Genomic DNA, 25,525 nt, shown 5'->3' with positions numbered 1-25,525 from the left:
CTACCCGGCCCGGCCTCCTTCGGCGGAGCCGCGGAACCTGTCCGGGAACTGCGCGATGATGCCGCCGGCGAGGATGTCGGACAGCTTCAGCATGTGCCGGAGGGCGAGCTCGAAGTCGATGATCGACTGCTTGTAGTCGCCCTTGAGGAGATCGACCGAGTACACCTTCGTCTGGGTGATGTGCTCCCTCATGATCGGCCGCGTCGCCGACCGGGGCCAGTTCCGCGGGTTGAGCTTGGTGAGGAAGTCGGCGATCTGCCTGGCGTTCGCGTACCACGCGGCCATGGCGTCCCGCAGTCTGGCCCGGTCGCCGGCCTGCGCGGCCTCAAGCACCGGAACGGCCAGCTTGATGTGCGTGAGCAGGAGGTCGGTCAGCCTGTTCGCGGCGGCCGTGCCGTTGAACGGCTCGAACGCTCCCCCGATCTCGCGCTGGTTCGAACGGGCGCGGCGGCTCCGGGTCTCTCAGACGAGTCCGCCGTCCGCGAAGTGAGGTGACTCGGGGCACCGCCCGCCCGGCCTCCACGGCTGCCTCGGACGCGGCGAATGACCGGGCGTCAGTCGAGGCAGAACTCGTTGCCTTCGGGGTCGGTCATCACGATGTGGCCGGCCCCCAGCGGGGGTTCCGGGTCGTGGCGCTGGAGACGGGTGGCGCCGCGGGCGACGAGGCGCTCGGCCTCGGCCTCCAGGGCCGCCATCCTCGCGTCGCCGTCGAGGCCGGGCGCGGCTCGCACGTCGAGGTGGACGCGGTTCTTGGCCTGCTTGCCCTCCGGGACGCGCTGGAAGAACAGCCGGGGCCCGGCACCCTCGGGGTCGACCACCGCCGAGGCGTCGTTGCGGTTCTCGGGCGGGACGCCCATCGCCTCCAGGGCGTCGTCCCACGAGGCGAAACCGCCGGGCGGGTCCTGCAGCCGGTAGCCGAGGGCCTCGGCCCAGAAGGCCGCCAGCGCGGCCGGGTCGGCGCAGTCGAAGGTGATCTGGACGTCGCGGGCCATGTCAGCTCGCCTCCTTGTGAGTGTGCAGGTAGAGGTCGCGGAGCAGGCACACCTCGGAGAGGTGGTGGATCAGCTCCCGGTGGATGTGCAGGACCAGCGCCGCCAGGGGTCGTTCGGCGTACGGCCCCTCAGCTTCGCCGCACGGGCGGGCGAGGCCGGTCTCGCCGAGGGATTCGACCCCGGCCAGCCATGTTTCATACTCCGCGTCGAGCTGGGCCAGTGCCTCGTCCGCCGTCGCGGCGTACTCGAACGCCTGGTAGTCGGTGGGCGCGCGCCCGAAGTGGGCGGCGCTGCGCACCGCCAGCACACCGACGATCACGTGCGCGAGCCGCCAGGCGATCGTGGTGAGCGGGGCCTGGTCGGGCCTCGTCATCGCGAAGTCGGTGGTCATCGCACCGGCACCGGCCTGCACGGGCGCGGTGCCGGTGCCGCGCGGGCGCACGCTCCAGCAACCGGGCGCGGGCTCCCAGAAGTACTCGTCGTCGGTGAGGCCGCTGATCCGAGGACGCAGCTGGTTGTCCCAGTGCCAGGTGATCTGCTCCCGGAGCAGCGGATTCCAGGTGTCGGTCATGGGGCCAGTGTGGCGGCAATCGCGGACAGCTACGGTCCGCGATTCGTGGGACGATGCAGGCGTGAGCGTGGAGGGGACGACTGAGCGGGTCCTGCGGCTGCTGGCGCTGCTCCAGCGGCGGGCGTCCTGGACCGCCGACGCTCTCGCCGCCGAGTTGGGCGTCACCGACCGTTCGGTGCGGCGCGACGTGGAGCGTCTGCGCGCGCTCGGGTACCCGGTGCACGCGACGGCGGGCGTGGGCGGCGGGTACCGGCTGGGCGCGGGCACCCGGCTGCCGCCGCTGCTCCTCGACGACGAGGAGGCGATCGCGACGGCGGTGTCCCTGCGGATGGCGTCGGGAGGCACGGTCGCCGGGGCGGGCGAGGCGGCGCTTCGGGCGCTGGCGAAGCTCGACCAGGTGATGCCGCCCCGGCTGCGCGCCGAGGTGCGGGCGGTGCACGGCGCCACCGAGACTCTCGTCGGGCCGGGCGTCGAGATCGACGCGGAACTGCTGGTGACGCTCGCGCGGGCGTGCCGCGACGAGGTCCGGGTGCGGTTCCGCTACCCCCGGCGCGGCGGCGGGGAGAGCGAGCGCACGGTGGAGCCGGTGCGGATGGTCGCCACCGGACGCCGCTGGTACCTGATGGCGTGGGACGTCGACCGCGACGGCTGGCGCACCTTCCGGCTGGACCGGATGCGCGAGGCCGCGGCGACGACCTGGCGGTTCCGGCCGAGGGAACATCCCGACCCGGTCGCCTACGTGCAGCGGGCCGTGGCCGAGGCCCCGTACCGGCATCTCGCGCGGATCCGGGTGCACGCCCCTCCCGACCGGGTCCGGGAGCTGGTCCCTCCCCAGGTGGGACGGGTCGAGGACGATCGCGAAGGCTGGTGCGTCCTCGTCGTCGGCGCGGCGGACCTCGACTCCCTCGCCCTGCACGTGGCCAGGCTGGGCTTCGGAGTGGAGGTGCTGGAGCCCGCGGAGCTGCGGGAGGCCGCCGCGCGGCTCGCCCGGCGCCTGGCGGCGATGGCCCGTTAGGACGCCGGCTGGAGGTGGACGAGGATCATCCAGGTGCGCTCGTCCTTCGTGTAGGCGGCGCGCACGCGGTAGCGGCCCGGGGCAAGGTCGATCTTGAGGTGGTTGCCGGGCTCGGGGGTCGCGCCCGGCCAGGCGGAGTCGAACAGGACGACGGGGCCGTCGACGTCCCAGCCGAGCTCCTCCTCCCACTCGACGTCGTGGACGGCCTGCCTGGCCGCGTCGACGAGCTCGGACTCGGAGTCGGCCGCCGCCCAGCGCACGAAGAGGCGCTCGTCGGGCAGGTACGTCGTGGTGGCGGGCTCGTCGCCGAGGACGAGGCCCTGCCCGGCTCCGACGCCGACCAGCCCGATGTAGCCCTCGACCGCGCAGGCGCGACCGTAGTCGCCCCAGGTCTCGACGGGACCCTCGTCGTCGGTGGAGCCCTCCCAGCGGGCGAGCTGCGACGCGGGCGCGGCCAGCAGCGGTCCCCCGCCGGACTCGACCCAGTCCATAGGCACACCCTCTCGTCGCCGGAGGCGTCAACGTACACCGCGTGTCGGACATCCTCCCCCGTGACGTGGCCAAATGCGACGATTAAGGTGGATTGTGAAGATGTGGCGATACGGCGGGAACGACGGCCGGACGGGGCGCCGCCGCCATGCACGACTCCCCTCGCGCGCGGGCGCCCGGCCGGCGAGGGGGAAGCATGCGCAAGGTGGCCGACTGCAGGGACATGCCGAGCGAGATGGGCTGCACGCTCACCATCAGCGGCGAGGAGGACGAGGTCGTCCGCGCCGCCGCCGAGCACGCCGCCTCGGTCCACGGGCACGACGACACCCCGGAGCTCCGCGAGGAGATCCGCACCCACCTCAAGAACGAGCGCGCGACGGTGGGGGGTTGAGCCCTATGAGCTTCGTACAGATCATCGACTACCGCACCGAACGCCAGGACGAGATGGACGGGCTGTTCGACGAGTGGGCGAGCATCAGCGAGGGCAAGCGCACCGCGACGCACGAGCTGCACACCCACGATCGCGAGGACCCGTCGCACTTCGTCGACATCGTCGAGTTCCCGTCCTACGAGGAGGCGATGCGCAACAGCGACCTGCCCGAGACCCGGCGCCTCGCCGGGGAGATGGAGGCGCTGTGCAGCGACGGTCCCCGGTTCCTGAACCTGGACGTCATGCGGGACGACTCGCTGTGATGTGAAGGCACCCCGTGGATTTCACTGGTGCCCTCGCGAGGCCGGGCCGGCCGCCGCACCGCGCGACGGTCCCGGCCTGGAGACCGGCCGGCCGGCAAGGACCGGCCGGCCGACGGGGACGGCTAGGAGTTCTGAACCTGCTGGACCGCGAACTGGGCGCCCTGGTCGTTCATCCCGTTGAAGAAGTAGGTCAGATGCGCGATGGCGTTGCCGGTGCTGCCCTGGCAGACGAAGTCGTCCTTGGCGCAGTAGTCCTTCATCCGGTCGGCGTAGGCCGCTAGTTCACCCTTGGTGCGGGGCTTGTCTCCGCTCTTGCCGGGTTCGGGCGTGCCGGCGTTGTAGGGCTCGCCGGCGACGAAGCGCGGGTCGCCGTAGAGGAGTATCGCGGCGATCTTCCCGGGCACGGCCGCGGAGACCTCGCCGGCGTCCTTGCCGGCGAGCCGGTCGGCGGGTGGAACGAGGGAGTCGCCGGTCACCTGGGCGCCCTGGGAGTAGCCGATCAGTACGTAGCGCTGGTCGGGGCATGCCGCGGCCTCGTCGTTGAGCAGCTTCACCAGGGCGGTGACCCCCGCCTCGGGGCTCGTGTCGAAGTTCGGCGCGGCCGGGTATTCGAGCTCGGTGTACTTGGTCCGGCCGGGCAGCGCCGCGGCGATCTTGTCGCCGATCGGCTTCTGCAGCCAGCTCCCGCTCTGCGGCTCGAACGTCCCGCGGGCCGAGACGATGCTGACCGGCTTGCAGTCGGCGGCCTGCGCGGGCGCGCTCAGGGCGAGTACGCCGACCGTACTGGACACCACCGCGAACGCCGCCACCTGGGCGGCCGCGCGGACGAATCGGAAACTGGCCATGACCCCAACTCCTGACGCTCATGTCGACTGGGCCGCCCACTCTCGTCGAGGCGCGGTGCCGGAGATAGGCAGTCCGGCAAGACCTCGCACACCGTGATTGGCAGCCGGCGACAACCGCCGACGGGCGTCACCGCCGCCCCTCGTTCTGAACGTTCCGCACCCGCCTCGAGACGAGCGCGCGCCGGTCGGCGGTTGAGCCGGGACGTCAGGTGGGACGAGTCGCTGTGAACAGGTAGTTCATGGGGAAGCCGAGGGTGTCGCGGGGCAGGGGCGGCCAGGGCCAGCGGCCGAAGGAGGCGCCGTCCTCGCCCGGCAGGCGCACCTCGGAGGCCGGCCAGCCGCAGGAGTCCAGGAACTCCTCCGGCCGGTCGGTGCCCCACAGCCAAGGGCAGCCGTCCGCGCGCAGGCGCGCCAGGCCCTCCTTGGTGAACTCGCTGATCATCGACTGGTGGGCGATCAGGTCGCCGGCCAGCACGCTGCCGGGGGCCGACAGGGACGCCAGGCGCTCCAGGAGCGTCCGGGCGTCCCGTTCGGCGAGGTAGAACAGCAGGCCCTCGACGATCCACAGGGTGGGGACGGACGGGTCCCAGCCGGCGGCGCGGAGCCGCTCGTCCCAGGGCCCGGTCAGGTCGGCGCCGACGGCGTGCCGTTCGCAGCGGTGGCGGGCGCCGAGTTCGGCGAGCCGCTTCTCCTTCCATTCCACGAGGTCGGCGTGGTCCAGCTCGTACAGGACGGTCCCGTCCGGCCAGTGCAGCCGGACCGAGCGGGTGTCCAGGCCGGCCGCGACCAGGACGACCTGCGGCCGCGCGGACCGGGCGACCACCTCGTCCAGCCAGCGCGTGCGGATGGCAAGGAACTCGGTCGTGCCGGGGTTGTCGTAGCGCTCCCAGCGGGCGAAGCCCTCCGGTCCGGCGAGCGCCTCGGCGAGCCCGTCGGCGAACAGGGCGTCGGCGCGGCGGGTCTCCACCGCGCGGGCGGCGGCCGTCCAGCGGGCCGTCGCGGAAACGCCTTCCATGGTCGTTCTCCTCTCAGCGGCGGCCGGCGGTAACGGCGTCGACCAGGCGGCGCATCGACTCGGGCAGGCGGGCGGGCACCATGTCGCCGCCGGGGCCCGGGCGGACGCAGGCGACGCGCTGCTCGCCCGTGGCGACCAGCTCCTCGCCGTCGGGGCGCTGCCGCCAGTACTCGAACCTCATGGTCATCTGGGTCTGGCCGACCTCGCCGGGCGTCATCCGGACGGCCACCTCGTCGAAGATCGTCAGTTCCCGGAGGTACTCGCACTGGCAGCTCACCGTGAGCAGCCGCACGCCGTCCCCGAACCCGGCGACCACGTCGGGGGTGTACTCGCGCAGGCACAGCTCGCGGGCGCGGCCCTGCCAGGAGATGTAGTTGACGTAGTTGACGTTGCCGAGCAGGTCGGTGTCCTCGATGGTGACGACGTGCCGGTACTCGAAGCCCTTCACGCGGGCGCCTCCTCGGTCAGCACCGCCAGGACGACGGGTTCGGCGACGCCGCGGACGCCGGTCGCCATGGTCGCGGCGCGGGCGTCCCCGGCGGCCAGCACGACCCAGCCGTCCTCGTGGGTGGAGTGGACGGTGAACGGCGTCCCGGCGGGGAGCCCCGCCTTGGCCGCCGACTCGACCGCCGCCTGCACACGGGTCGCGGCCGTGTCGAACTCCTCGTCCAGGGCGTCGGCGAGCGCGAGGCCGTCCGCGCCGAGCAGCCCGGCCCACGTCTCACGGTCGCGGGAGGCGACCAGGCGGAGGTCGCAGCCGCGGGTGCTGGACGCCAGCGTGACTCCGGCGTTGTGCGCGATCGACACATTGGCGCCGGTGCTGGACTCCGGCCTGCCGTCCGGGCCGAGGCGCAGGGTGACGTCACCGCCGAGCAGCCGCCGGACGGCCAGTTCCGCGGCCTCCTCCGGGGACGCGCCCTCCGGGTCGGTGTCGACCACGGCGCGCCCGGCGAGGCCGAACGCCACGAGGGCGTGCTCGACGTACGGGCCGAGGAGGGCGGGCACCCAGCCGGCGGGAAGCGGGAACTTCTCCACCATCCGGGTCGTGAAGCCCTCCCAGGTCTCGATCAGCTCGCCGTCCTCGTCGGTGACCTCCATGTCCCAGCAGTCCTCGTCCAGCCGGTAGCGCGCGTGGACGAACGCGGCGGTCGCGCCGGCGCGCGGCCCGGGGACGAGCCGCCGCACCCCCGCCGGGATCGCGAGGACGGTCGGGGCGCACAGGGCGAGGGGCTGCATGTAGGCGTCGCGGGCGGCGGGGTCGCCGAGCAGCAGCCGGTCCGGCAGGTAGCGGCCGAACCAGGCCACGCGGGTGTCGGGCAGCAGCCGGGCGGTGACGTGCTTGGCGTCGGCGCGCCGGATGTCGCCCATCAGGCGGAACCGGGGCCCGTGGAACAGCATCGGCCCGTACAGCTCGGTCTGCGGGTCGATCGCCATGGGCGGCAGCCCGGCGTTCTCCGGCCGGACGAGCCCGGCGCCCTTCGGCGCGGCGGCGGGCGCCTCGCAGACCGCGCGGAAGTGGTCCACCTTGAAGTCGGTGGTGCTGCACCGCACGACCGTCGTGACGCTGCCGGTGCCGGTGCGCAGCGCGGCGACCCGGACGGTGACGGTGGCGTCCTCGGCGACCGCGATCGCCCGCAGGAACTCCACGCCGGTGAGGACGGGCGCCGCGCCGGACGCGACGTCCAGGCCCAGCAGCGCGGCGGCGGCCTGCGCCATGATCTCCATGCCGACGGTGCCGGGCAGGACGGCCTCGGTCCCGCCGCCGAACACGTGCTCGGCGAGGTAGGGGTCGCTGCCCCAGCCGACGTCGGAGTCGGCGACCAGCTCGATCCCGGGGTAGTGCACCCGCGGCCGCTCCAGGAAGCGCAGCAGCGGCGGCTCGTCAGCGCCGAACGACACGGTCGGCATCTCGCCGAACCGTCCGGTGACGACGGCGACGACCGGGGCGTCCGGGTCGGCGGCCAGGTCGCGCAGCATCGCCACGCCCTGCTCGGGGGTGATCGTGGTGACGCCGGCGCGGGACAGGTTCTCCACCGAGCCGAGCCGCTCCCCCATGCCGACGCCCGACCACAGCGACCATTCGACGGCGCGGAACCGGCAGTGCGGCAGCTCGGCGGCGAGCCGCTCGACCAGGTCGCTCTGCCATTCGTTGGCGACGGCGTAGTGGGCCTCGCCGCGCAGCCCGGCGCGCCCGGTCATGCTGCCGAAGGTGATGACGAGCCGGAGGCGCGCGGCGTCGACGGCGGCGAGGACGGCCTCCAGACCCGCGACCTTGGGGTCGATGGTCCGGGCGTAGTCGTCGTCGGTCAGCTCCTCCAGCAGCTTCGGGACGTTGCCGCCCGCGCCGTGCAGGACGGCGGTGACCGGTCCGAGCGCGGCCTGCGCCTCGGCGACGGCCTCGGCGACCCGGTCGGCGTCGGTGACGTCGGCGCGCAGGTAGCGGGCGGTGACCCCGGCGGCCTCCATGCGTTCGAGGTTGGCGGCCAGCTCCGCGTCGCCCGCCGGATCGGACCGTCCGACCAGGGCGAGCCGGGCGCCGCTCTCGCGGGCGAGGGCGAGGGCGCACTCGGCGGAGATGCCCTTGCCGCCGCCGGTGACGAGCAGCACGTCGTCCGGCCCGAGGGGCAGGTCGGTGCCGCGCGGCTCGACCGGCGCGAGGAAGGGCTCGCGGCGGGCGCCGTCGTGGATCACCTCGCGGAACCGGCCGGTCGCGGCGGCGTCCGCCGCGACCAGCGCCGGGGTCGCGGGGTCGCCGAGGGCGGCGGTCACGACGGTGGTCGCCACCCAGGGCGCCTCCAGGTGCAGCGTCTTGGCGAACCCGGCGGCGCCCGGCCCGTCCTGGACGAACACGCAGCGCGTCACGTCCTTGCCGGCGAGGACGGCGTCGGCGCCCGCCCGCAGCACGGCGAGACGGTCCGCGCCGGAGGGGACGACGACCAGAACACCTTCGCCCAGTTCCGCCGCTTCCAGCGCCTCGCGCAGCGGCCCGGCGGCGGGATGCTCCCCGACGGCCTGCCAGGAGCCCGCGGCGCGCGGGGCGACCCGTCCGGGGGCCGCCGTCTCCCGCCGGTCCACCGCGAAGGCCCGCACCCACGGACCCACCCCCGGCGGGACGATCTTGGCGGCGGCGGCCTCGGCGTCGTCCTCCCCGGCGCCGCCGGTCGCGACCAGCTCCCGGAGCGTCTCGGCGACCTGGCCGAGGGTGGCGGTCGCGTAGCCGGTGGGGGCGGCGGTCTCGGCCAGGTCCAGGGTGCGCATGGCCTCGCCGACCAGCTCCGACACGACGATGGAGCTGAGGTGGAGGTCGTCCAGGAACTTGCTGTCGGCCTGGACGGCGTCGAGCGGGAACTCGGCGCGGCGCGCGACGAGCGTGCGCATCAGCAGCAGCGGGTCGTCCGTCCCGACCTCGTCCGGGACGCCGTTCTCGGAGGCGGCGCCGGGCGCGGCGGCGCGGGCGGTCGCGTCGGCGAGCAGCGCGGCGTCCACCTCGGGGACGATCTCGCAGAAGTTGGAGATGAACACCGGCTCGGTGTCCGGGTCGAACGGCCGGACCAGCCGGTCGGCGAACAGCTCCCCGACCCGCACGCCCGCGCCGACGGCGAACGCCGCGCCGAGGGCGCCGAGCAGCCCGGTCAGGGAGTCCTCGTCGGTGCGGGTCGCGACGGCGGGCACGCCGGTGATCTCGCGGGCGAGGTGGGTCAGGACCTGCCCGGGCCCGACCTCGATGAGCAGGTCCGAGTTCTCTGCGCTGTCCGAGGGGGGACGACCCCCCACAGCCCCCGGGGCGCCTCCGGCGCCTCTTATGGCGGCACTGAGGGCCTCCGCGAACAGCACGGGTGCGGTGATCTGCTCGCGCAGGAGGCCGCGCAGCTCCTCCGGCGTCATCCCCGGAGGCAGCGCCGCACCGGTCACCGTGGAGAACACCGGGCGTCGCACCGGCGCGAGCGGCTCGCCGCGCAGCCGGCCCTCGAACGCCTCCGCGGCGGGCGCGACCAGCGGCGAGTGGAACGCGTGCGACACCGGGAGACGGACGGCCTGCAGCCCGGCCCGCGTGGCGCGGCCGATGACCCGCAGCAGCCCGTCCGCCGGGCCGGAGACCACGGTCTGCCGGGGGCCGTTGTGGCCCGCGATGACGACGCCGTCGTCCGCGCCGTCGAGCAGGGCGGCGACGGTGGCGGCGTCCGCGGTGATGCCCGCCATCGCGCCGTCGTCCTCGGCCAGCTCGCTCATCGTCGCGCCGCGCGCCGCCGCGATCCGCAGCAGCGCGTCCTCGTCGAGGGCGTCGGCCCAGTGCAGCGCGGTGATCTCGCCGAGGCTGTGCCCCACGGCGGCACCGCCCTCCACGCCGAGCGCGGTGAGCACCCGCAGCCCGGCGGCCGAGGCGGTCGCGATGCGCGGCTGCGCCACGGCGGTCTCGACCTGGTCGGCGCCGACGGGCAGCGCGGCCGCCTCGTACAGCTCCTCCACCGTCTCGAAGCGGCGGCGCAGCGCCCCGCCGTCCGAGCGGGTCCCCGAGCCCTGGCCGGGGAACAGCAGGACGATGCGCGGCTGCTCGCCCGGACCGCCGACGAACACGCCGGACGCCGGGTCGATGTGCCGCACGGCCCCCTCGCCGGCCTGCCCGGTCGCCTCCCCGGCCAGCTCCGCGACGCGGCGCAGGGCGGCCGCGAGCGCCGCCGGGGCGCCCGCGACGACGGCGGCGCGCCACGGCCGCCGCGCCAGCCGCCCCGCCAGGTGCGCGGCGAAGTCGGGCAGCTCGGACCGGGCGGCGGCCTCCGCCACCGCCGCCAGCGCGGTCGCCCGCTCGGCCAGCGCGGCGGGCGAGTCGGCGTCCAGGACGAACAGCTCGGCGTCCTGCGGGGAGTTGAGGACCGTGCGGGTGCGGTTGCCGACGCGGGCGCGGCGCGATGGCCGCGGCGCCTCGACCACCATGTGCGTGTTGATGCCGCCGAAGCCCATCGCGCTCACGCCCGCGCGCAGCGGCGCGCCCTCCGGCCACGCCTCGCCCTTGCGCAGGACGCGCAGCGCGTCGCGGCCGTCGTCCAGCAGCGGGTGCGGGCGCTCGCAGCCGGTGGTGGGCGGCAGCACGCCCGCGCCGACCGCCTGCACGCTCTTGATCAGCCCGGCGACGCCCGCGGCGGCCTTGGTGTGCCCGATGTTGGCCTTGATCGAGCCGACCGCGGCGGGCGGCGCGGACCCGCCGGCCGCGCGGCGCGCCTCGATCAGGGTCTCCAGCTCGGCGGCGTCGCCGACGGCCGTGCCGGTGCCGTGCCCCTCGAAGTAGGCGACCTCGTCCGGGCCGAACCCGGCGCGCCGGTAGGCACGGTCGAGCGCCAGCCGCTGCCCGTCGGTCTCCGGGCGGGTGATGCCGCCCGCCCCGTCCGACGACACGCCCCACCCGTCGATGAAGCCGCGCACGCGGTGACCGCGCGCGACCGCGTCCTCCTCGCGCATCAGCACGACCATGCCGCAGCCCTCGCCGGGCCAGAACCCGGCGGAGCGCCGGTCGTAGACGCGCATCTCCTCGACGGCGAGCGCGCCCGCGCGGGAGAACCCGATCAGCTCGGTGGCGTCGACGCTGATGTCCACGCCGCCCGCGACCGCCAGATCCAGGTCGCCGGTCAGCAGCGAGTTGCACGCGGTGATGACCGACAGCAGCGACGACGCGCACGCGCCGTCCACGACGTAGCCGCCGCCGTTGAAGTCGAAGTGGTTGCAGATGCGCCCGGCGATCGTGTTGGACAGGCCGCCCGCCAGGGAGTCTCCGTCCGGGACGGGGAAGGGCGCCTTGTAGGAGTGCTCCAGGTCGGCGAGCAGCGCCGCGAGGCGGTCGGTCCCGACGTCGTCCTTCAGCGCGTCGGCCACCACGCGCCGCACGTACGGCCAGCGCAGCCGCATCTGCGCGGCGCGGATGCCCTCGCCGGTCAGGGAGTTGCCGACCAGCACGCCGGTGCTCTCGCCCGGCGCTCCGCGCCCCTCGGGGAACCCGGCGTCGGCCAGCGCCTCGGCCGCCGTCTCCAGCGCGAGCCAGTGGGTCAGGTCGGCGTTGCGGTAGGTGGAGCCGGCGACCTTGAACCGGACCCGGTCGAACTCCCAGTCGCGCAGCAGCGCGGCCTCGGTGATGTAGATCTGGTCGGCCGCGGAGCGGTCGGCGCTGTAGTAGTCCTCCAGCCTGATCCGCTGGGACGGGATGCGGCGGAACGACCGGCGCCCGGCCAGGACGTTGTCCCACAGCTCCTCGGGAGTGGCGGCGTCCGGGAAGCGGCACGCCATGCCGACGATCGCTATTCGAGAGCTCACAGTGCACCCCAATACGGCGGCGAAAGGCCCGCGCATTTCCGGGCAGCCCGTTTTCGGGCACGCCGAATCGAGCGCCGTGCCCAGGGAGGGAGGAAATGCGGCCAAGCCGTGACTGACCATTCTCGGAGCGTGCGGACGCCGCCCGCGGCGCCCGCCCATTCCAAGATCAATCTGTAAGTTACTGAACTGTAGGCAGCCTGGTCTCATGGCGTCAAGGGGCCGAACCGAGCATTAGTGAACCATTTTCGAGTCTTCCGCGGCCATTCTCGGCCCACTCATGCCCGGCATCACGCGTTTGCGGCGTACCGCGCTCCACATCCCGCTTGGTGCCCGGTTGACCGCTTTCCCGGTGAGCGCCGCACGCAGCGCGACGGACGAAAAGCCGTCCGTCACGGGGCGTAATTCGCAGCGGCACCGGGGCATGTGCGAATTGCGCTCGCGGAAATGGATGATCCTTCAACGATGCTCGGAGGCATGCTCAAATCCATCCATGGCCGGCGCGCTGCGGGTCGGCGAGCCGACGGAGACGGCGTCGAAGTCGGACGGCTTCGGTCAGCCGGCCGGGGCCGCGACCGGATCGGTCTCGGGTGAGCGTCGGCGGGCGAGGACGAGGCTGGTCATCGTCGTGATCGCCATCGCGGCGACGCCGACCAGCGCCGCGGTGGTGTAGGCGCCCTCGTCCGGGAAGAGGCGGCCGGTGCCGGTGCCGGCGGCCAGGACCAGACCGCCGATGGCGCTGCCCAGGGAGTACCCGACGCTGCGGACGACGTAGTTGAAGCTCATCGCGCTCGACGTCTCGCTCTTGGGCGTGACGGCCAGGATGACGCCGGGCATGGCGGCCGAGAAGCCGCCGACGCCGAAGCCCAGCACACCCATGGCCACGAGCAGTTCGGCCAGGTTGGACCGGGCCGCCGCGAACAGGACGAACCCGCCGCCGACGATGGCGGCGCTGCCGGCCAGGAGCAGGGGGCCGTCGATCCGTCGGCGGACCCGGGGCGTGAGCCTGCCGGCGACGAACCCCAGCACGGAGAACGGGATGAGGACCAGCCCCGCCACGAAGGTGCTCAGCCCGAAGCCGTAGCCGGCGCCGTGCGGCGTCTGCGCGTAGCGGGTGATGAGCGTGAGCAGGAGGTACATGCCGCTCCCTCCGACGAACATGGCGATGTTCGCCCCGGCGACCGCCGGGTGCCGTACCGCCCGGACGTCGACCAGAGGCGTCGTGCTGCGCAGTTCGGAGGCGGTCCAGACGCACAGCAGGAGCACGGCGGCGACGGCCAGGGTCACCGCCACGGCGAGGTGCCGGCTCCACAGGCTCCTCTCGCCGGCCAGGAACAGGACGAGGAGCAGTCCACCCGCCAGGAAGAGCGCGCCGGCCACGTTCACGTGAGCGGAGCGGCCTTCGGGAGCCGCGGGCATGGAGCGCCAAGCGGTCAGGAACGCGATGGCGGTGACGAGCAGGCCGAGGCCGTAGGCGGCCCGCAGTCCGCCGAACTCGGCGAGCAGCGCGGCCAGCGGGTAGCCGACGCCGGCTCCGATGATGGAGACCACTGAGATCAGGGCGATCGTGGCCGCGCTGCGCCCCTTGGGAAGATGGTCGCGGGCCACGCCCATCATCAGCGCCGTGAGACCGAGTCCGACGCCTTGGGCCGCTCTGCCCACGAGCAGCCAGGCGAACGGCAGCGGCAGCACCGTGAGCGCGCTGCCGGCGACGACGATCGCAAGCGTGGCGAGAATCGCGGCCCGCCGGTGCGGACCGGCGCCGAGCCGGCCGAGGACGGGGGTGGCGACGGCGCCGCTGAGCAGGGCGATGGTCAGCGTCCACTGCGCGCTGTCGAGGGAGACATGGAACGTGGTCGCCACGCTGGTGATGAGCGGCGTCCCGAGGCTGGCGACCGCCGCCACGACCAAGGCGATGAATATCAGGGCGGGGACCAGCAGACGTGCCTCGGAACGAGCCGGGGCAGCGCTCATGGGCTGGTCATGAGCCTCGGCCGCGGTCACCGGTCCGACTCCTCTCGGGCGTGGCTTTCGAGCTCCGCCAGACGCAGCAGCGCCGGAAGGGCAGCCGCCAAGGCCTCGACCTCGTCATCGGTGAGCTCGTCGATCAACCGCGCGTACGCGTCGACGCCCGCCTGGCGCCGCGTCCGGACGTACGATTCGCCGGCCTCGGTCAGGCGCACCAGCGTGACCCGCCTGTCGGACGGATCGCCCGTCCGCTCGACCAGCCCGGATTCCTCCATCACCCGGACCAGGACGGTCATCGCGGGCTGGGTGACGCCCTCGGCCGCCGCCAGATCGGTGATCCGCCGCGGGCCGGTCTTGTCCAGGGTGGCCAAGGTGGCGGCGGACGTCAGGCTCATGTCGCGGGGAAGGCGTCTCACGGCCCTGGTGGCCAGACCGTAGAGGGCTGACCCGATGGCTTCGGAAGCGCCGTGCGCGGCGCCCTGGCGGCTCATGCCTGAAAGATAGCAGCTTTATATATAGTCTCTATGCATCTCGTCCAGGGTGGGGCGGTGTCGCGGGGCCGTCGAAGTAATGACACACTTACTTCAGTTTGTCTCATGGAGGTGTACATGCCGGCGACCGTCCAGCCCCCCGAGAGCGTCACGTGGCGCGTCCACATCGACCGGTCCATGTGGGTCGGGGGCGTGCGCAGCCTGATGCTCCAGGCGCTGCACCCGATGGCGATGTGGGGCGTCTGGCAGAACTCCAACTTCCGCGAGGACCCGTTCGGGCGGCTCCAGCGGACGTCCGACTTCGTCGGGCTCGGCACGTTCGGCAGTCCGGAGGAGGTCGAGGAGGCCGCGTACAGGGTGCGGGAGATCCACCGGAGCCTGCGCATCCTCAACCACGACACCGGGAAGAAGGAGCGGCTGGACCAGCCCGAGCTGCTGCTGTGGGTGCACTGCGCCGAGGTGTACTCCTACCTGGAGGTGGCGCGGCGGGCCGGGCTGCCGCTGACGGACGCCATGGCCGACCGCTACCTGTACGAGCAGCGCAAGTCGGCGACGCTCGTCGGGCTGCACGCCGACGACGTTCCCGGCGGCGTCGCCGAGATGGAGGCGTTCTTCGCCGAGATGCGGCCGCGCTTGCGGGTCACCGAAGAGGCGGCGGAGACCGTCCGGTTCCTCATGTGGCCGACGCTGCCGGACAACCTGAAGTTCCTCTCCCCCGGCAAGCCCGGCTACTTCCCGTTCGGCGCGCTCTGCTACTACTCCCTGCCGGACTGGGCGCGCCAGATGTACGGTGCGCTGCCCGAGGTGCCGCAGCCCGCGGTGACGGCGGCGCTGAAGTCGTTCCGGCTCGCGATGAACTCGGTGCCCGAGCGCGTCCACGACTACGCGTTCGCGAAGAACACCCGCGACATGCTGGACCGCGCCCGGCAGCGGCTCGCGGCCGACGGCTACGACCTGAGCAAGGGCCTGTACGGCCTGCGCGACCCGCGCCGCTGGCCCGACCGCCGGGCCCTCACGCCCGCCTAGACGGCGTCGACGGGGAGCGCCGCCCACGGCTCCTTGCGCGGGGCGGCCTCCCGGCCCTCGGGGCAGTGGCGGGCGAAGTCGCACCACGAGCACAGGTTCCCCGGACGCGGCGGGAACGACTCGTCGAACGGGCCGTGGTCGACCTCCCCGTCACGGGGCCTCGGCACGGTGCGGTTCCCCTTGGCGGGACCGGCGATCTCACGGTAGGCGTCGTCGGCGGCCGCGGCCTCGGCGGCGATCTGCTCGGCGCGCCGGATGTGCCGGGCCAGCGACTCGTCGGTGTGCTCCCACACCGCGACCTCACCGGACGGAAGGTGGTGCAGCTCGACGCGGCGGCACGGGCGGCGCAGGACGCGCGACGCCGCCACCGCGTAGATCGCCATCGCCAGCGAGCCGCGGGCGTCGTCGGCGGTGAGGACGTGCCGCCCCGTCTTGTAGTCGACGACTACGAGCTCGGAGCCCCGCGCGTCGAGCCGGTCGATGCGCCCGGACACCGCGATCCGGTCGGTGCGGGTCGCCACGGTGCGCTCGACGCCGAGCGGTTCGTCGGACGGGTCGAGCCCCGCGACGTACCGCTCCGTCATCTCCCGGGCCCGCTCACGCCACTGCGCGGACTGGGCCTCGTCCCGGAAGCCGTCGGTCAGCCAGCCCCGGGCCAGCAGCGTCCCCGCCGCCTCGGGACTGCGCTCCTGGACGGGCAGCCGCCACCAGCCGGCCAGCGCGTTGTGCACGCTCGCCCCGACGCTGTTGTGCGCCCACGGCGGGCCCTTCGGCGGCATCGGACGATCGAGGTAGGTCATCCGGTACCGGCGCGGGCAGTCAAGCCACGTGTTCAGCCGCGACGGCGTGCACGTGTACAGCCGCCGGGGCATCCCCTCGAACCCGAGCTGCTCCAAGGCTATGCCCTCTCTGGGGGGACGACCCCCCAGACCCCCCGGGACGGGGGACTGACCGCCGCCCTCCGCTTCGCTCCGGGCATCGGTCAGTCGTCGGTCTCCTGCGCCAGCGAGCCCCAGCTCTCCCAGCGGGCGTCCTCGTCGCCGACCGTGGTCTCCTCGCCCTGGGCGGGCAGGACCCGCAGGTCCTTCGGCAGCGGGGTCAGCAGGGCGCCGATCGAGTTGAGCTGCTTGCGCAGGTCCTCGTAGGCGCCGCCGACCGAGCCGGGACGGCCGCGGTGCAGCGTGTCGCCGGAGAACAGCAGGCCGAGCTGCTCGCTGATCACGCAGACGCTGCCGGGGGTGTGGCCCGGGGTGTGCACGATCTCGAGCTGCGCGTCGCCGATCTCGAAGACGCCGCCGTCCTCCAGCCAGATGTCGGGTTCGAGGGAGCGCAGCGCCTTGGCGTCGTCCTCGTCGTCCTCCTCCTTGGCGAGGCGGCCGAAGTAGTCGCGCCACAGCAGCCGGTCGGCGCGGTGCAGGGCGATCGGCGCCCAGTTGTCCTCGTCCTCCTCGCCGGCGGCGGCGACCTCGAGGACCACGCTGAGGCGGTGCTCGTTGCCGTCGGTCAGCAGGACGGCCATGACCTCGCGGTCACCGACCTCCTTGAGGATGGCCTCGGCGTCGTGCGCCGGGTCGATCACGATGACCTCGTCGTCGTCGCCGACGATGTAGGTGTTGTTCTCGACGTCGTACTCGGTGTCGTCCAGGGTGAGCTTCCCCGACGTCACCACCTGTTCGATGCGCGCGTCCACGCTTCGCACCCTACCGCGATTCGCCGCCCCGGTCGGGCAGACGGAGATCACCGCCGGTGGCGGCGGCGCGGAGCGCCTCGAAGGCGTCCGGCGCGGTGGTCTCGGCGCCGATCCGGTCGCCGGTGAACGCGCCGTGGTCGTCGCTGGAGCCGGTCGCGGCGAGCCCGAGCGCGGCGGCCAGGCCGCGCAGCCGGGCGCGGTCCTCGGGGGCGTGGTCGGGGTGGTCGGTCTCCACCCCGGCGAGCCCGGCGGCGGCGAGCCTCTCGATCACCTCGTCCTCGAACACATAGCCGCGGCGGCGCGCCCGGGGATGCGCCAGCACGCACACTCCCCCGGCGGCGCGGACCAGCTCGATCGCCCGCTCCGGGTCGAGCGCGTACCGGTCGACGTAGACGCGGCCGCCCTGGGCGATCCATCGGGACGTGAACGCCTCGTCCGCCGTCTCGATCACGCCGGCCTCCACCATGGCGCGCGCGATGTGCGGGCGTCCGACCGCCTCGCCGCTCGCCAGCGCGCGGACCATGTCCCACGTGACGCCGGCGCCCAGCTCGCGGAGCCGCTCCACCATGGCGCGCGCCCTGATCACCCGGTCGTCGCGGATCCGGGCCAGCTCGGCGGCCAGCTCCGGCTCGCCGGGATCGAACAGGTAGCCCAGCATGTGCAGGCTCCGGCCGCCCTCCTTGCACGACAGCTCGATGCCGGGGACGAGCGCCAGCCCGTCGGGGAGGGACGCGGCGGCCTCGTCCCAGCCCGCGACCGTGTCGTGGTCGGTGAGCGCGACGACGTCCACGCCGTTGCCGCGCGCCCGCCGGACGACCTCGGCCGGCCGCCGGGTGCCGTCGGACGCGTCACTGTGGCAGTGCAGATCGATCCGCATGGACCCTTCCTACCAACCGGACGCGGCTCAGCCGTCGAGGCGGGGGCTGTGCGCGCCGTAGGGGAGGTCGAGCTCCATGCCCGGCTCGCGGAGGTCGAGCAGGGTCAGGTGCTCCAGCAGGAGCACCCCGGAGTCGGCGGGCCACAGCACCGCCCACAGCCAGTTCCCCATCGCCTCGCCGACGTAGGCGGCGCGGTCGGAGCGGTCGCCGACCGTCCACATCGGCACCGTCTGCCCGCAGGTCGCGGCGGGGCCGGCGACCTCCAGCTTCACGTGCGGCGGTCCGCCGTTGAACCCGTTCCCGGGATCGGGGCCCGCGAGCCCGGCGTAGTGGGCGCCGAGGCCGATCCCCGGCTCCTCGGCGATCAGGACCATGTCGGCGGGGCCGCGCAGCAGCCCCGGCCCGGACACCGCGACGGCGGTCGCGCGGGCGCCCGAGCGCTCGTCCCCGACCGTGGTGAACCCCGTGACGAGCCAGGCCGCCGGGAGCGGCCAGGGCGTCCAGACGGGGACCCTCGCGTCCCGCAGCACGGCGGCCAGCCCCTCGGGGCCGGGGCGCTTGGACGGCTGGCGCGGCAGTACGGCGCCGTGCACGCCGCAACTCCAGTCGCTGGACCAGAGGTTCGGCGCGCTGACAGGACCCCCGCAGCGCGGGCATGTGGGCTCCGCCCTCATGAGTAACCACCTTGCGCGGCCGCATCCCGCCTCGTCAAGGCGGGCGGGGGCCTCGCCAGGGAAAAGTGGCGAGAAAATGGGGTCATGCGAGTGCGCTGCGTCGGCGGGATCGTCCGGGACGCCGAGGGGCGGTTCCTGCTGGTGAGGCGCGGGCATCCGCCCGGCGAGGGCCTGTGGTCCATTCCGGGCGGGCGGGTCGAGCCCGGCGAGGACGACCCCGCGGCGGTCGTCCGCGAGCTGAGGGAGGAGACCGGCCTGGACGTCCTCGTCGGCGCCCTGGCCGGGACGGTCGAGCGCGCCGGGCCCGGCGGCGTCGTCTACGAGATCCACGACTACGAGGCGACCGCGACCGGCGGGACGCTCCGCGCGGGCGACGACGCGTCCGACGTGCGCTGGGTTCCGCCCGCGGAGATGGACGGCCTCCCGATGACGCCCGGCCTGCTCAGAGCCCTCGCCGAATGGGGCGTCCTGTGACCGGGCGGCCCTCCCGGACGAGCTAGGAGGCGTGCACGGGCTCGGTGGCCGCCGTCACCGGCGCCTGGCCGTCCCCGTCGCCGGCCGTGACGGTCCGGACCCGCATCCGCCGCGCCAGCCACAGGACGGCGGCCGCGTACAGCAGCATCGGGACGATGTCCGCCGCGACGACCTGCCACGGGACGCTGCCCTGCTCGATGTCGAGTTGGCCGACCGCGGCGGGCCCGAGGAACGCCATCAGGTTGTTGAACACGTGCAGGGCGATGCCGGACTCCAGCCCGCCCGTCCGCACCGCGAGCCACGCCGCGATAGCGCCGAAGGCGAAGATGTCGAGGATGCCCCAGCCTGTGTAGCCGTGCCCCGACGTGAACAGGGCCGACCCGACGACGATCCCCGGCCACGGCGTGCGGAACACGACGCTGAAGGCGCGTCCGGCCCGTCCCCTGGCGTTCTCCAGAGTGCAGGCGCCGACGGCCTGGAGCATCCAGCCGCGGAACACGTACTCCTCCGCCGCCGACTGGAACGGCACCAGCAGGATGATGACGACGGCCGGGGCGACGAACTTCCCCCACCCCACCCAGTGCTCGTCGCCGCCCGACTGGTCGTGCATGGCCGCGCCGGCGACGATCGCCGTCCCGTAGGAGACGGCGCAGAACAGGATCGCCAGACCGCTGCAGGCCAGCAGCCAGCGCCAGCGCAGCCGTCCCGCGACCGAGGAGAGCGTTCCCGGCCGCCGCCGCTGGACGACCCAGGCCCCGAGCAGCGCGACCGGCAGGAACAGCGCCAGCGCGCCGAGGTTGAAGGCCAGGTCGGCCGTCTGGTCGCCGAAGATCTGGTCGCCCGTCCCGGAGGTGTCCGGGGCCTCGCCGGTGACCAGCGCCTGGACGATGACCCCCACGATCATCAGCCCGACGGCCAGCGCCATCCCGACGACGGCGATCCCGAGGGTGCCGACCAGCGGGCGCCACCACCGGTGCGCCTCGTTGCGCGCCAGCCGGTGGAACGGGACCTCCTTCGGCGTCGGCACCGTCCAGGGCCGCTTGGCCGCGTGGATCCCGTACCCGGCGCCGTAGGGGCCCGGCCCGTACGCGTCCGGCTGCGCAGGCGCCCCCTCCCAGTACGGCATCCCGGGCTTGTACACGGGCAACTGGCCGGTTCCGTAAGGCTGGCCCGTGCCGTAGGGCTGGGCGCCATAGCCCTGCGCGCCATAGGCCTGAGCGCCATAGGGCTGCTGGGCTCCGTACGGCTGCCCGGCCTCGGACGGCTGTCCGGGGCCGTACGGCTGCTGGGCTGCGGGAGGCCATCCGGCGTCTTGGGGCTGGGCCTGGTCCGGCGACGGCCAGTCGGCGGCGGGCGGCTGCGCCTCGCCGTGCGGCACGGGCCGGGGGCCGGACGGCTGCGGGTCCCTCCGCGGCTCGCGCCCGAGTTCGGGGTCTAGGGGTGCCCAGCCGTCGCCGTCCCCTGCTCCTGCCACGTGCGACCCCTTCTTGTGGACCCTGGTGTTCGGCGAACCCTTGCGTACAACCTGGGACGAATCGTACGGGTCCTTCAGTTCCCGGGCGGGTCGAAGCGCTTCGTCCGCGCCATTCCCGCCGCCCTGCCCTTGGCGGCGACGACGAGGGCCATCTTCCGGGACGCCTCGTCGATCATCTCGTCCCCGAGCCGGGCGGCGCCGCGTCCCTCGCCGAGCGAGTGCTCGTAGGCGTCCAGGATCAGTTCGGCGTGGTCGTAGTCGTCCTGGGAGGGGGAGAAGACCGCGTTGCCCGCCTCGATCTGGGACGGGTGCAGCACCCACTTGCCGTCGAAGCCGAGGGCGGCCGAGCGCTCGGCGACGCGGGTGAAGGCCTCCACGTCGCGGACGTTGAAGTAGGGCCCGTCGATCGCCTGGAGGTCGTGGGCGCGGGCGGCCATCAGGATCCGCATGAGGATGTAGTGGTAGGCGTCGCCCTCGGTGTAGCCGGGCGGCTGCTCCCCGACGACGAGCGTCTTCATGTTGATCGACGCCATGAGGTCGCCGGGCCCGAGGACCAGCGTCTCCAGCCGCGGCGAGGACGCCGCGATGGCGTCGACGTTGACCATGCCCCTGGCGTCCTCGATCTGCGCCTCGATGCCGATGCGGCCGACGGGCAGGCCCATGGCCCGCTCGATCTGGGTGAGGAGCCGGTCGAGCCACTGGACGTGGCCGGCGTCCGACACCTTCGGCAGCATGACCGCGTCGAGGTCGGCGCCGGCGCCCTCGACGACCTCGATCACGTCCCGGTAGGCCCAGTGGGTCTCCAGGTCGTTGACGCGCACCACCCGCGTCTTCCCCGTCCAGTCGCCGTCGTTGAGCGCGGCGACCACGGTCGCGCGGGCGGCCTCCTTGGCCGACGGGGCGACGGCGTCCTCCAGGTCGAGGAAGACCTCGTCGGCGGGCAGCCCCTGCGCCTTCTCGATGAAGCGGGGATTGCTGCCCGGGACCGCGAGGGTGGTACGTCGAGAGCGCATGGCCCCGGATGCTATCCAGCGGTATGAGACCCTCGTCGCATGGGTCTGAACAGGGCGCTGGTGGAGGAGGCGGCCAAGAAGTCGGGGCTGCTGTGGCTGGAGCTGCCCGGCCTCGTCCAGCCGCGCGCCGCCTGGCACGTGTGGCACGACGGGTCGGCGTACGTGCTCACCGGCGGGGAGGGCGAGCAGCCGCTCCCGGGGCTGCCGGAGGCCGCGCAGGTGACGGTGATCCTGCGCAGCAAGGACAAGGGCGGCCGGCTCCTCGCGTTCGTCGCCGACGCCGAGCGGGTCGAGCCCGGCACGGCGCTGTGGGACGAGGTGACGCCGATCCTCGCCAAGGAGCGCCTCAACGCCCGGACGCACGAGGGCCAGGTCGAGACGTGGGCCGAGGAGTCGTGGATCGTGCGGCTCACCCCGGCCGACGAGGCCGTGGAGGCGGACGAGGAGTACGCCGCCGTGCGGCCGGTCCCCACCCCCGCGACGACCGCCGGCGCGCCCCCGCGCATGTACGGCGGCAAGCGGCGGCACGCCGACCGGTAGCCGCCGCCTCGCCGGCCGGCGGCGGCGGCCCTCACATCGGCAGGTGGCGCCCCTCCGCGACCGCGCGCAGCTTGTCCGGGTTGGCGATCAGGTGGAGGGCCGCGATCCGGCCGTCCTCGCCGATGTCGGCGGACACGGCGCTGATCGGCCCGTCCGGGCCGTCCACGACGATCGCCGGCTCGCCGTTGAGCTGGACGCGCCTGAACCGCATGTCGGCCGGGTCGACACCCCGGTAGGGCTGCCCCCCGATGGCGGAGAGGAAGCGCGCGACCTTCTCCGCGCCGAAGATCGCCCGGAGCGGCGCCCGGACCTTGCCGCCGCCGTCCGACCACAGCGCGACCTCGGGCGCGAGGACCTCCATGAGCTTGTTGACGTCGCCGCCGAGGACCGCCTCGAAGAACCGCTCGGTGGCGGCGCGCCGCTCGGCGCCGCCGACCTCGAAGCGGGGGCGGCGCGCCTCCACGTGCTTGCGGGCGCGGGTGCCGAGCTGCCGGACCGACGCCTCCGAGCGGTCCAGCGCCCGGGCGATCTCGGCGTAGGGGTAGCCGAAGACCTCCTTCAGGACGAACACGGCGCGTTCGAGGGGGCTCAGCGTCTCCAGGACGACGAGCATCGCCATCGACACCGACTCCGACATCTCGGCGTCCTCGGCGACGTCGGGCGAGGTCAGCATCGGCTCGGGCAGCCACGGGCCGATGTAGGTCTCGCGCCGGGCCTGCGCCGAGCGCAGCCGGTCGAGCGCGACGTTGGTGGTGATCCGGACGAGGTAGGCCTTGGGATCGGAGACGCCGGAGCGGTCGCCCGCCGACCAGCGGAGCCAGGCGTCCTGGACGGCGTCCTCGGCGTCGGCCGCCGTGCCGAGCATCCGGTAGGCCACCGCGAACAGCAGGTTGCGGTACTGCTCGAAAGGCTCTGCGAAGGCGTCGCTCACGGTCCTCCACCCTTTCACGTCCCCTTCGCCCCCCGGACGCCGGGTCGCGGCCGGATGTGACGTACCCGTCCGGATCAGTCCCGAGATCACGGGTAGTGTCCAGGCCATGAGCGGAGCTCCGTCGCGGGTGTTCCTCGCCCGGCTCGCGGGCGTCGCGGTGTTCGACCCGGCGGGAGACCAGGTGGGCCGGGTGCGCGACGTCGTGGTCGCGCTGCGCCTCGCGCCCCGCCCGCCGCGGGTGCTGGGCCTGGTGGTGGAGGTCGTCTCGCGCCACGCGGTGTTCCTGCCGATCACCCGGGTCACGGTGATCGAGCCGGACGCGATCGTCTTCGACGGGCGGCTGAACGTGCGCCGCTTCCAGAAGCGCGGGTCGGAGACCCTGGTGATCGCCGAGATCCTCGACCGGACCGTCCGGGTCCGCGAGACCGGCGCCGCCGTCTCCGTGGTGGACGTGGCGATGGAGCCGACCCGGACCCGCGACTGGCTCGTCACCAAGGTCGCCGTCCGCCGCCGGACGGGCCGGGGCCTGCGCAAGCGCGGCGAGAGCATGGTCGTCGACTGGGACGCCGTGGAGGGGTTCTCCGCCGTCGAGCACGGGCAGGGCGCGGCCGGGCTGATCGCCGCGTTCGAGCGGATGAAGCCCGCCGACCTCGCCACCATCGTGCACGAGCTGCCGGAGAAGCGGCGCACGGAGGTCGCGGTCGCGCTCGACGACGAGCGGCTCGCCGACGTCCTGGAGGAGCTGCCCGAGGACGACCAGATCGAGATCCTCGGCAAGCTCGGCGTGGACCGCGCCGCCGACGTCCTGGAGGCGATGGGCCCCGACGACGCCGCCGACCTGCTCGGCGACCTGCCGACCGAGCAGCGCGAGCAGCTGCTGACGCTGATGGAGCCGCGCGACGCGGCCCCGGTCCGGCGGCTGCTCACCTATCCCGACAACTCGGCGGGCGGGCTGATGACGACCGACCCGGTGGTCGTCCCGCCGGACGCGACGGTCGCCGAGGCGCTCGCGCTGATCCGCCGGCCCGATCTGAACCCGGCGCTGGCGGCGCAGGTGTACGTGTGCCGCCCGCCGACCGCGACGCCGACCGGCCGCTACCTCGGCACGGTGCACTTCCAGAAGCTGCTGCGCGAGCCGCCGCCGACGCTGGTCAGCGGGATCGTGGACACCGCGCTGGACCCGCTGCGCCCCACCATGTCGCTGGAGGCCGTCGCGATGTTCCTGGCCACCTACAACCTGGTCGCGGGGGCGGTCGTCGACGAGAACGGGCACCTGCTGGGCTCGGTGACGATCGACGACGTCCTCGACCATCTGCTGCCCGAGGACTGGCGGGAGGCCGCGATGGAGGCGACCGCCGAGGGGGCCGCCGATCCCGAGGAAGAGGCTCTGCGGGGGACGACATGACGACGACACGCGAGATGACCGCGCGCCTGGACCAGCCGAGGGAGCTGCGCAGGTCGCTGCTGCCGCGCCGCCTCTACTACGACCCCGAGTCGTTCGGGCGGGTGTCGGAGCAGATCGCCCGGTTCCTCGGCACCGCCCGCTTCATCGTCTACATGACGGTGTTCGTCTCGCTGTGGCTCGGGTGGAACGTGGTGGCGCCGCCGTCGCTCCGGTTCGACCCGTACCCGTTCATCTTCCTGACGCTGATGCTGTCGCTGCAGGCGTCCTACGCGGCCCCGCTGATCCTGCTCGCCCAGAACCGGCAGGACGACCGGGACCGCGTCCAGTACGAGCAGGACCGGTCGCGCAACGAGCGGAGCATCGCCGACACCGAGTACCTGACCCGCGAGATCGCCGGGCTGAGGGTCGCGCTGAGCGAGGTCGCCACCCGCGACTTCGTGCGCTCGGAGCTCCAGCAGATCCTCAAGGAGCTGGACGCGAAGAACCCCGTCCCCTAGGCGGGGTCCCCCTCGTCGGCGAGCTTGTCCAGGATCCGGCCGAGGGTGCGCACGTCCGGCTCGTCCAGCCGGCTCAGGACGTGGTCGCGGACGACCTCCCGGTAGGTGGGCGCGGCCTCGGCGAGCCGGGCCCGGCCCTCGGGGGTCAGGGCGGCGAACAGGCCGCGGGCGTCGCTCGCGCAGGACTGCCTGGTCACCAGCCCGTCCCGCTGCATCCGGTCGACCAGCCGCGTCAGGCCGCTGCGCGACATCAGCACGCGGTCGGCGAGGTCGTTCATCCGCAGCCGCCCGTGCGGCGCCTCACCGAGGTGCATCAGCACGTCGTAGGAGCCGGGCGCGAGGTCGTGGCGGGCCAGCAGCTCCGCCTGCAGCCGGTGGGAGAGCCGCGCCTGCGCGCGCAGCAGGGTCCGCCACACGATCAGCTCGGCGGCGGCCGGGGCGGTTTCGCTGGTCACGGACCGATCGTAGGCCCGGCGCGCCGTCCGGGCGATGGGCGGCCGCCCCGCGTGAGGTCGCACACCATGGCGTGTGAGGCCGGACACCCTGA

Annotated in this window: 26 protein-coding genes; 8 read left to right on the top strand and 18 right to left on the bottom strand. The window is 73.9% G+C overall.

What is annotated here, in order from left to right; translation table 11 throughout:
- The 3 genes from ABWI07_RS13260 to ABWI07_RS13250 all read right to left on the bottom strand — a co-directional run bounded on the left by ABWI07_RS13260 (position 1) and on the right by ABWI07_RS13250 (position 1,563).
- Positions 1 to 333, bottom strand: coding sequence for a hypothetical protein (locus ABWI07_RS13260; protein WP_353818683.1), 333 nt, complete (start codon positions 331 to 333; stop codon positions 1 to 3).
- Positions 334 to 554: 221 nt separating this feature from the next.
- Positions 555 to 992, bottom strand: coding sequence for a VOC family protein (locus ABWI07_RS13255; RefSeq protein ID WP_149263471.1), 438 nt, complete (start codon positions 990 to 992; stop codon positions 555 to 557).
- Between the two features lies 1 nt (position 993).
- Complete coding sequence (locus ABWI07_RS13250; RefSeq protein WP_353818682.1) at positions 994 to 1,563, bottom strand: DinB family protein; 570 nt, start codon at positions 1,561 to 1,563, stop codon at positions 994 to 996.
- 67 nt (positions 1,564 to 1,630) lie between these two features.
- On the opposite strand from ABWI07_RS13250, the gene ABWI07_RS13245 reads away from it, so the two are divergent.
- Complete coding sequence (locus ABWI07_RS13245) at positions 1,631 to 2,578, top strand: helix-turn-helix transcriptional regulator (protein WP_353818681.1); 948 nt, start codon at positions 1,631 to 1,633, stop codon at positions 2,576 to 2,578.
- On the opposite strand, the gene ABWI07_RS13240 is transcribed toward ABWI07_RS13245, so the two are convergent.
- On the bottom strand, positions 2,575 to 3,069 hold the full coding sequence (locus ABWI07_RS13240; protein ID WP_353818680.1) for an Imm21 family immunity protein: 495 nt from the start codon (positions 3,067 to 3,069) through the stop codon (positions 2,575 to 2,577). The two genes, ABWI07_RS13245 and ABWI07_RS13240, sit on opposite strands and share 4 nt — an antisense overlap.
- A gap of 194 nt (positions 3,070 to 3,263) precedes the next feature.
- On the opposite strand from ABWI07_RS13240, the gene ABWI07_RS13235 reads away from it, so the two are divergent.
- Positions 3,264 to 3,458 (top strand): DUF1059 domain-containing protein, encoded by a 195-nt coding sequence (locus ABWI07_RS13235; RefSeq protein WP_149263468.1) that lies wholly within the window; start codon positions 3,264 to 3,266, stop codon positions 3,456 to 3,458.
- 5 nt (positions 3,459 to 3,463) lie between these two features.
- Entirely contained in the window at positions 3,464 to 3,760 is a 297-nt protein-coding gene (locus ABWI07_RS13230) for a hypothetical protein (RefSeq protein WP_353818679.1), read from the top strand.
- A gap of 122 nt (positions 3,761 to 3,882) precedes the next feature.
- Here the strand turns inward: ABWI07_RS13230 and ABWI07_RS13225 are convergent, their stop codons facing one another.
- The 6 genes from ABWI07_RS13225 to ABWI07_RS13200 form a co-directional block, all read right to left on the bottom strand.
- Positions 3,883 to 4,605 carry a cutinase family protein gene (locus ABWI07_RS13225; protein ID WP_353818678.1) on the bottom strand — a complete coding sequence of 241 codons (723 nt, stop codon included), beginning with the start codon at positions 4,603 to 4,605 and terminating at the stop codon, positions 3,883 to 3,885.
- Positions 4,606 to 4,810: 205 nt separating this feature from the next.
- Positions 4,811 to 5,620, bottom strand: a complete 810-nt coding sequence (locus ABWI07_RS13220; protein WP_353818677.1) for a class I SAM-dependent methyltransferase — start codon at positions 5,618 to 5,620, stop codon at positions 4,811 to 4,813.
- 13 nt (positions 5,621 to 5,633) lie between these two features.
- Positions 5,634 to 6,068, bottom strand: a complete 435-nt coding sequence (locus tag ABWI07_RS13215) for an acyl-CoA thioesterase (RefSeq protein ID WP_353818676.1) — start codon at positions 6,066 to 6,068, stop codon at positions 5,634 to 5,636.
- The gene (locus tag ABWI07_RS13210; protein WP_353818675.1) at positions 6,065 to 11,920 is read right to left on the bottom strand and encodes a type I polyketide synthase; all 5,856 of its coding nucleotides are present in this window, start codon (positions 11,918 to 11,920) and stop codon (positions 6,065 to 6,067) included. Before ABWI07_RS13210 ends, ABWI07_RS13215 begins: the two co-directional genes overlap by 4 nt.
- Before the next feature lie 552 nt (positions 11,921 to 12,472).
- Positions 12,473 to 13,891: an MFS transporter gene (locus tag ABWI07_RS13205; protein WP_353818674.1), complete on the bottom strand. Its 1,419-nt coding sequence runs from the start codon at positions 13,889 to 13,891 to the stop codon at positions 12,473 to 12,475.
- Positions 13,892 to 13,917: 26 nt separating this feature from the next.
- Positions 13,918 to 14,376 carry a MarR family winged helix-turn-helix transcriptional regulator gene (locus ABWI07_RS13200; protein WP_235037276.1) on the bottom strand — a complete coding sequence of 153 codons (459 nt, stop codon included), beginning with the start codon at positions 14,374 to 14,376 and terminating at the stop codon, positions 13,918 to 13,920.
- A gap of 117 nt (positions 14,377 to 14,493) precedes the next feature.
- Here ABWI07_RS13200 and ABWI07_RS13195 point away from each other — a divergent pair, with 117 nt between their 5' ends.
- Positions 14,494 to 15,402 carry an oxygenase MpaB family protein gene (locus ABWI07_RS13195; protein WP_149263560.1) on the top strand — a complete coding sequence of 303 codons (909 nt, stop codon included), beginning with the start codon at positions 14,494 to 14,496 and terminating at the stop codon, positions 15,400 to 15,402.
- On the opposite strand, the gene ABWI07_RS13190 is transcribed toward ABWI07_RS13195, so the two are convergent.
- From ABWI07_RS13190 to ABWI07_RS13175, 4 genes are all read right to left on the bottom strand, one after another.
- Complete coding sequence (locus ABWI07_RS13190; RefSeq protein WP_149263446.1) at positions 15,399 to 16,298, bottom strand: RecB family exonuclease; 900 nt, start codon at positions 16,296 to 16,298, stop codon at positions 15,399 to 15,401. The genes ABWI07_RS13195 and ABWI07_RS13190 overlap by 4 nt on opposite strands.
- An 86-nt stretch (positions 16,299 to 16,384) precedes the next feature.
- Complete coding sequence (locus ABWI07_RS13185) at positions 16,385 to 17,092, bottom strand: MBL fold metallo-hydrolase (RefSeq protein ID WP_149263445.1); 708 nt, start codon at positions 17,090 to 17,092, stop codon at positions 16,385 to 16,387.
- A gap of 10 nt (positions 17,093 to 17,102) precedes the next feature.
- A complete protein-coding gene (locus ABWI07_RS13180) occupies positions 17,103 to 17,969 on the bottom strand; it encodes a PHP domain-containing protein (protein WP_149263444.1) in 867 nt (288 codons plus the stop codon).
- Positions 17,970 to 17,996: 27 nt separating this feature from the next.
- On the bottom strand, positions 17,997 to 18,644 hold the full coding sequence (locus ABWI07_RS13175; RefSeq protein ID WP_149263443.1) for a DUF6758 family protein: 648 nt from the start codon (positions 18,642 to 18,644) through the stop codon (positions 17,997 to 17,999).
- A gap of 84 nt (positions 18,645 to 18,728) precedes the next feature.
- Here ABWI07_RS13175 and ABWI07_RS13170 point away from each other — a divergent pair, with 84 nt between their 5' ends.
- Entirely contained in the window at positions 18,729 to 19,118 is a 390-nt protein-coding gene (locus ABWI07_RS13170; RefSeq protein ID WP_149263442.1) for an NUDIX hydrolase, read from the top strand.
- Positions 19,119 to 19,140: 22 nt separating this feature from the next.
- Here the strand turns inward: ABWI07_RS13170 and ABWI07_RS13165 are convergent, their stop codons facing one another.
- Together ABWI07_RS13165 and ABWI07_RS13160 are read right to left on the bottom strand one after the other, a co-directional pair.
- Positions 19,141 to 20,592: a CPBP family intramembrane glutamic endopeptidase gene (locus ABWI07_RS13165; RefSeq protein WP_353818673.1), complete on the bottom strand. Its 1,452-nt coding sequence runs from the start codon at positions 20,590 to 20,592 to the stop codon at positions 19,141 to 19,143.
- 74 nt (positions 20,593 to 20,666) lie between these two features.
- Positions 20,667 to 21,605, bottom strand: coding sequence for an HpcH/HpaI aldolase/citrate lyase family protein (locus ABWI07_RS13160; RefSeq protein WP_149263440.1), 939 nt, complete (start codon positions 21,603 to 21,605; stop codon positions 20,667 to 20,669).
- Between the two features lie 39 nt (positions 21,606 to 21,644).
- On the opposite strand from ABWI07_RS13160, the gene ABWI07_RS13155 reads away from it, so the two are divergent.
- Complete coding sequence (locus ABWI07_RS13155) at positions 21,645 to 22,145, top strand: hypothetical protein (protein ID WP_149263439.1); 501 nt, start codon at positions 21,645 to 21,647, stop codon at positions 22,143 to 22,145.
- Between the two features lie 31 nt (positions 22,146 to 22,176).
- Here ABWI07_RS13155 and ABWI07_RS13150 read toward each other — a convergent pair whose 3' ends face one another.
- On the bottom strand, positions 22,177 to 23,076 hold the full coding sequence (locus tag ABWI07_RS13150) for an RNA polymerase sigma-70 factor (protein ID WP_353818672.1): 900 nt from the start codon (positions 23,074 to 23,076) through the stop codon (positions 22,177 to 22,179).
- Positions 23,077 to 23,182: 106 nt separating this feature from the next.
- On the opposite strand from ABWI07_RS13150, the gene ABWI07_RS13145 reads away from it, so the two are divergent.
- Positions 23,183 to 24,481 (top strand): magnesium transporter MgtE N-terminal domain-containing protein, encoded by a 1,299-nt coding sequence (locus ABWI07_RS13145; protein WP_149263437.1) that lies wholly within the window; start codon positions 23,183 to 23,185, stop codon positions 24,479 to 24,481.
- A complete protein-coding gene (locus ABWI07_RS13140) occupies positions 24,478 to 24,978 on the top strand; it encodes a DUF1003 domain-containing protein (RefSeq protein WP_149263436.1) in 501 nt (166 codons plus the stop codon). Before ABWI07_RS13145 ends, ABWI07_RS13140 begins: the two co-directional genes overlap by 4 nt.
- Here the strand turns inward: ABWI07_RS13140 and ABWI07_RS13135 are convergent.
- Positions 24,975 to 25,433 (bottom strand): MarR family winged helix-turn-helix transcriptional regulator, encoded by a 459-nt coding sequence (locus tag ABWI07_RS13135; RefSeq protein WP_353818671.1) that lies wholly within the window; start codon positions 25,431 to 25,433, stop codon positions 24,975 to 24,977. The two genes, ABWI07_RS13140 and ABWI07_RS13135, sit on opposite strands and share 4 nt — an antisense overlap.
- Positions 25,434 to 25,525: the final 92 nt, after the last annotated feature.

The sequence above is a fragment of the Actinomadura sp. NPDC000600 genome (genome assembly GCF_040492135.1).
In the GTDB taxonomy this organism is placed as follows: Bacteria; Actinomycetota; Actinomycetes; order Streptosporangiales; family Streptosporangiaceae; genus Spirillospora.
The sequence above is the reverse complement of the archived record's forward strand: the minus strand, read 5'-3'. Positions and strand labels throughout refer to the sequence as shown.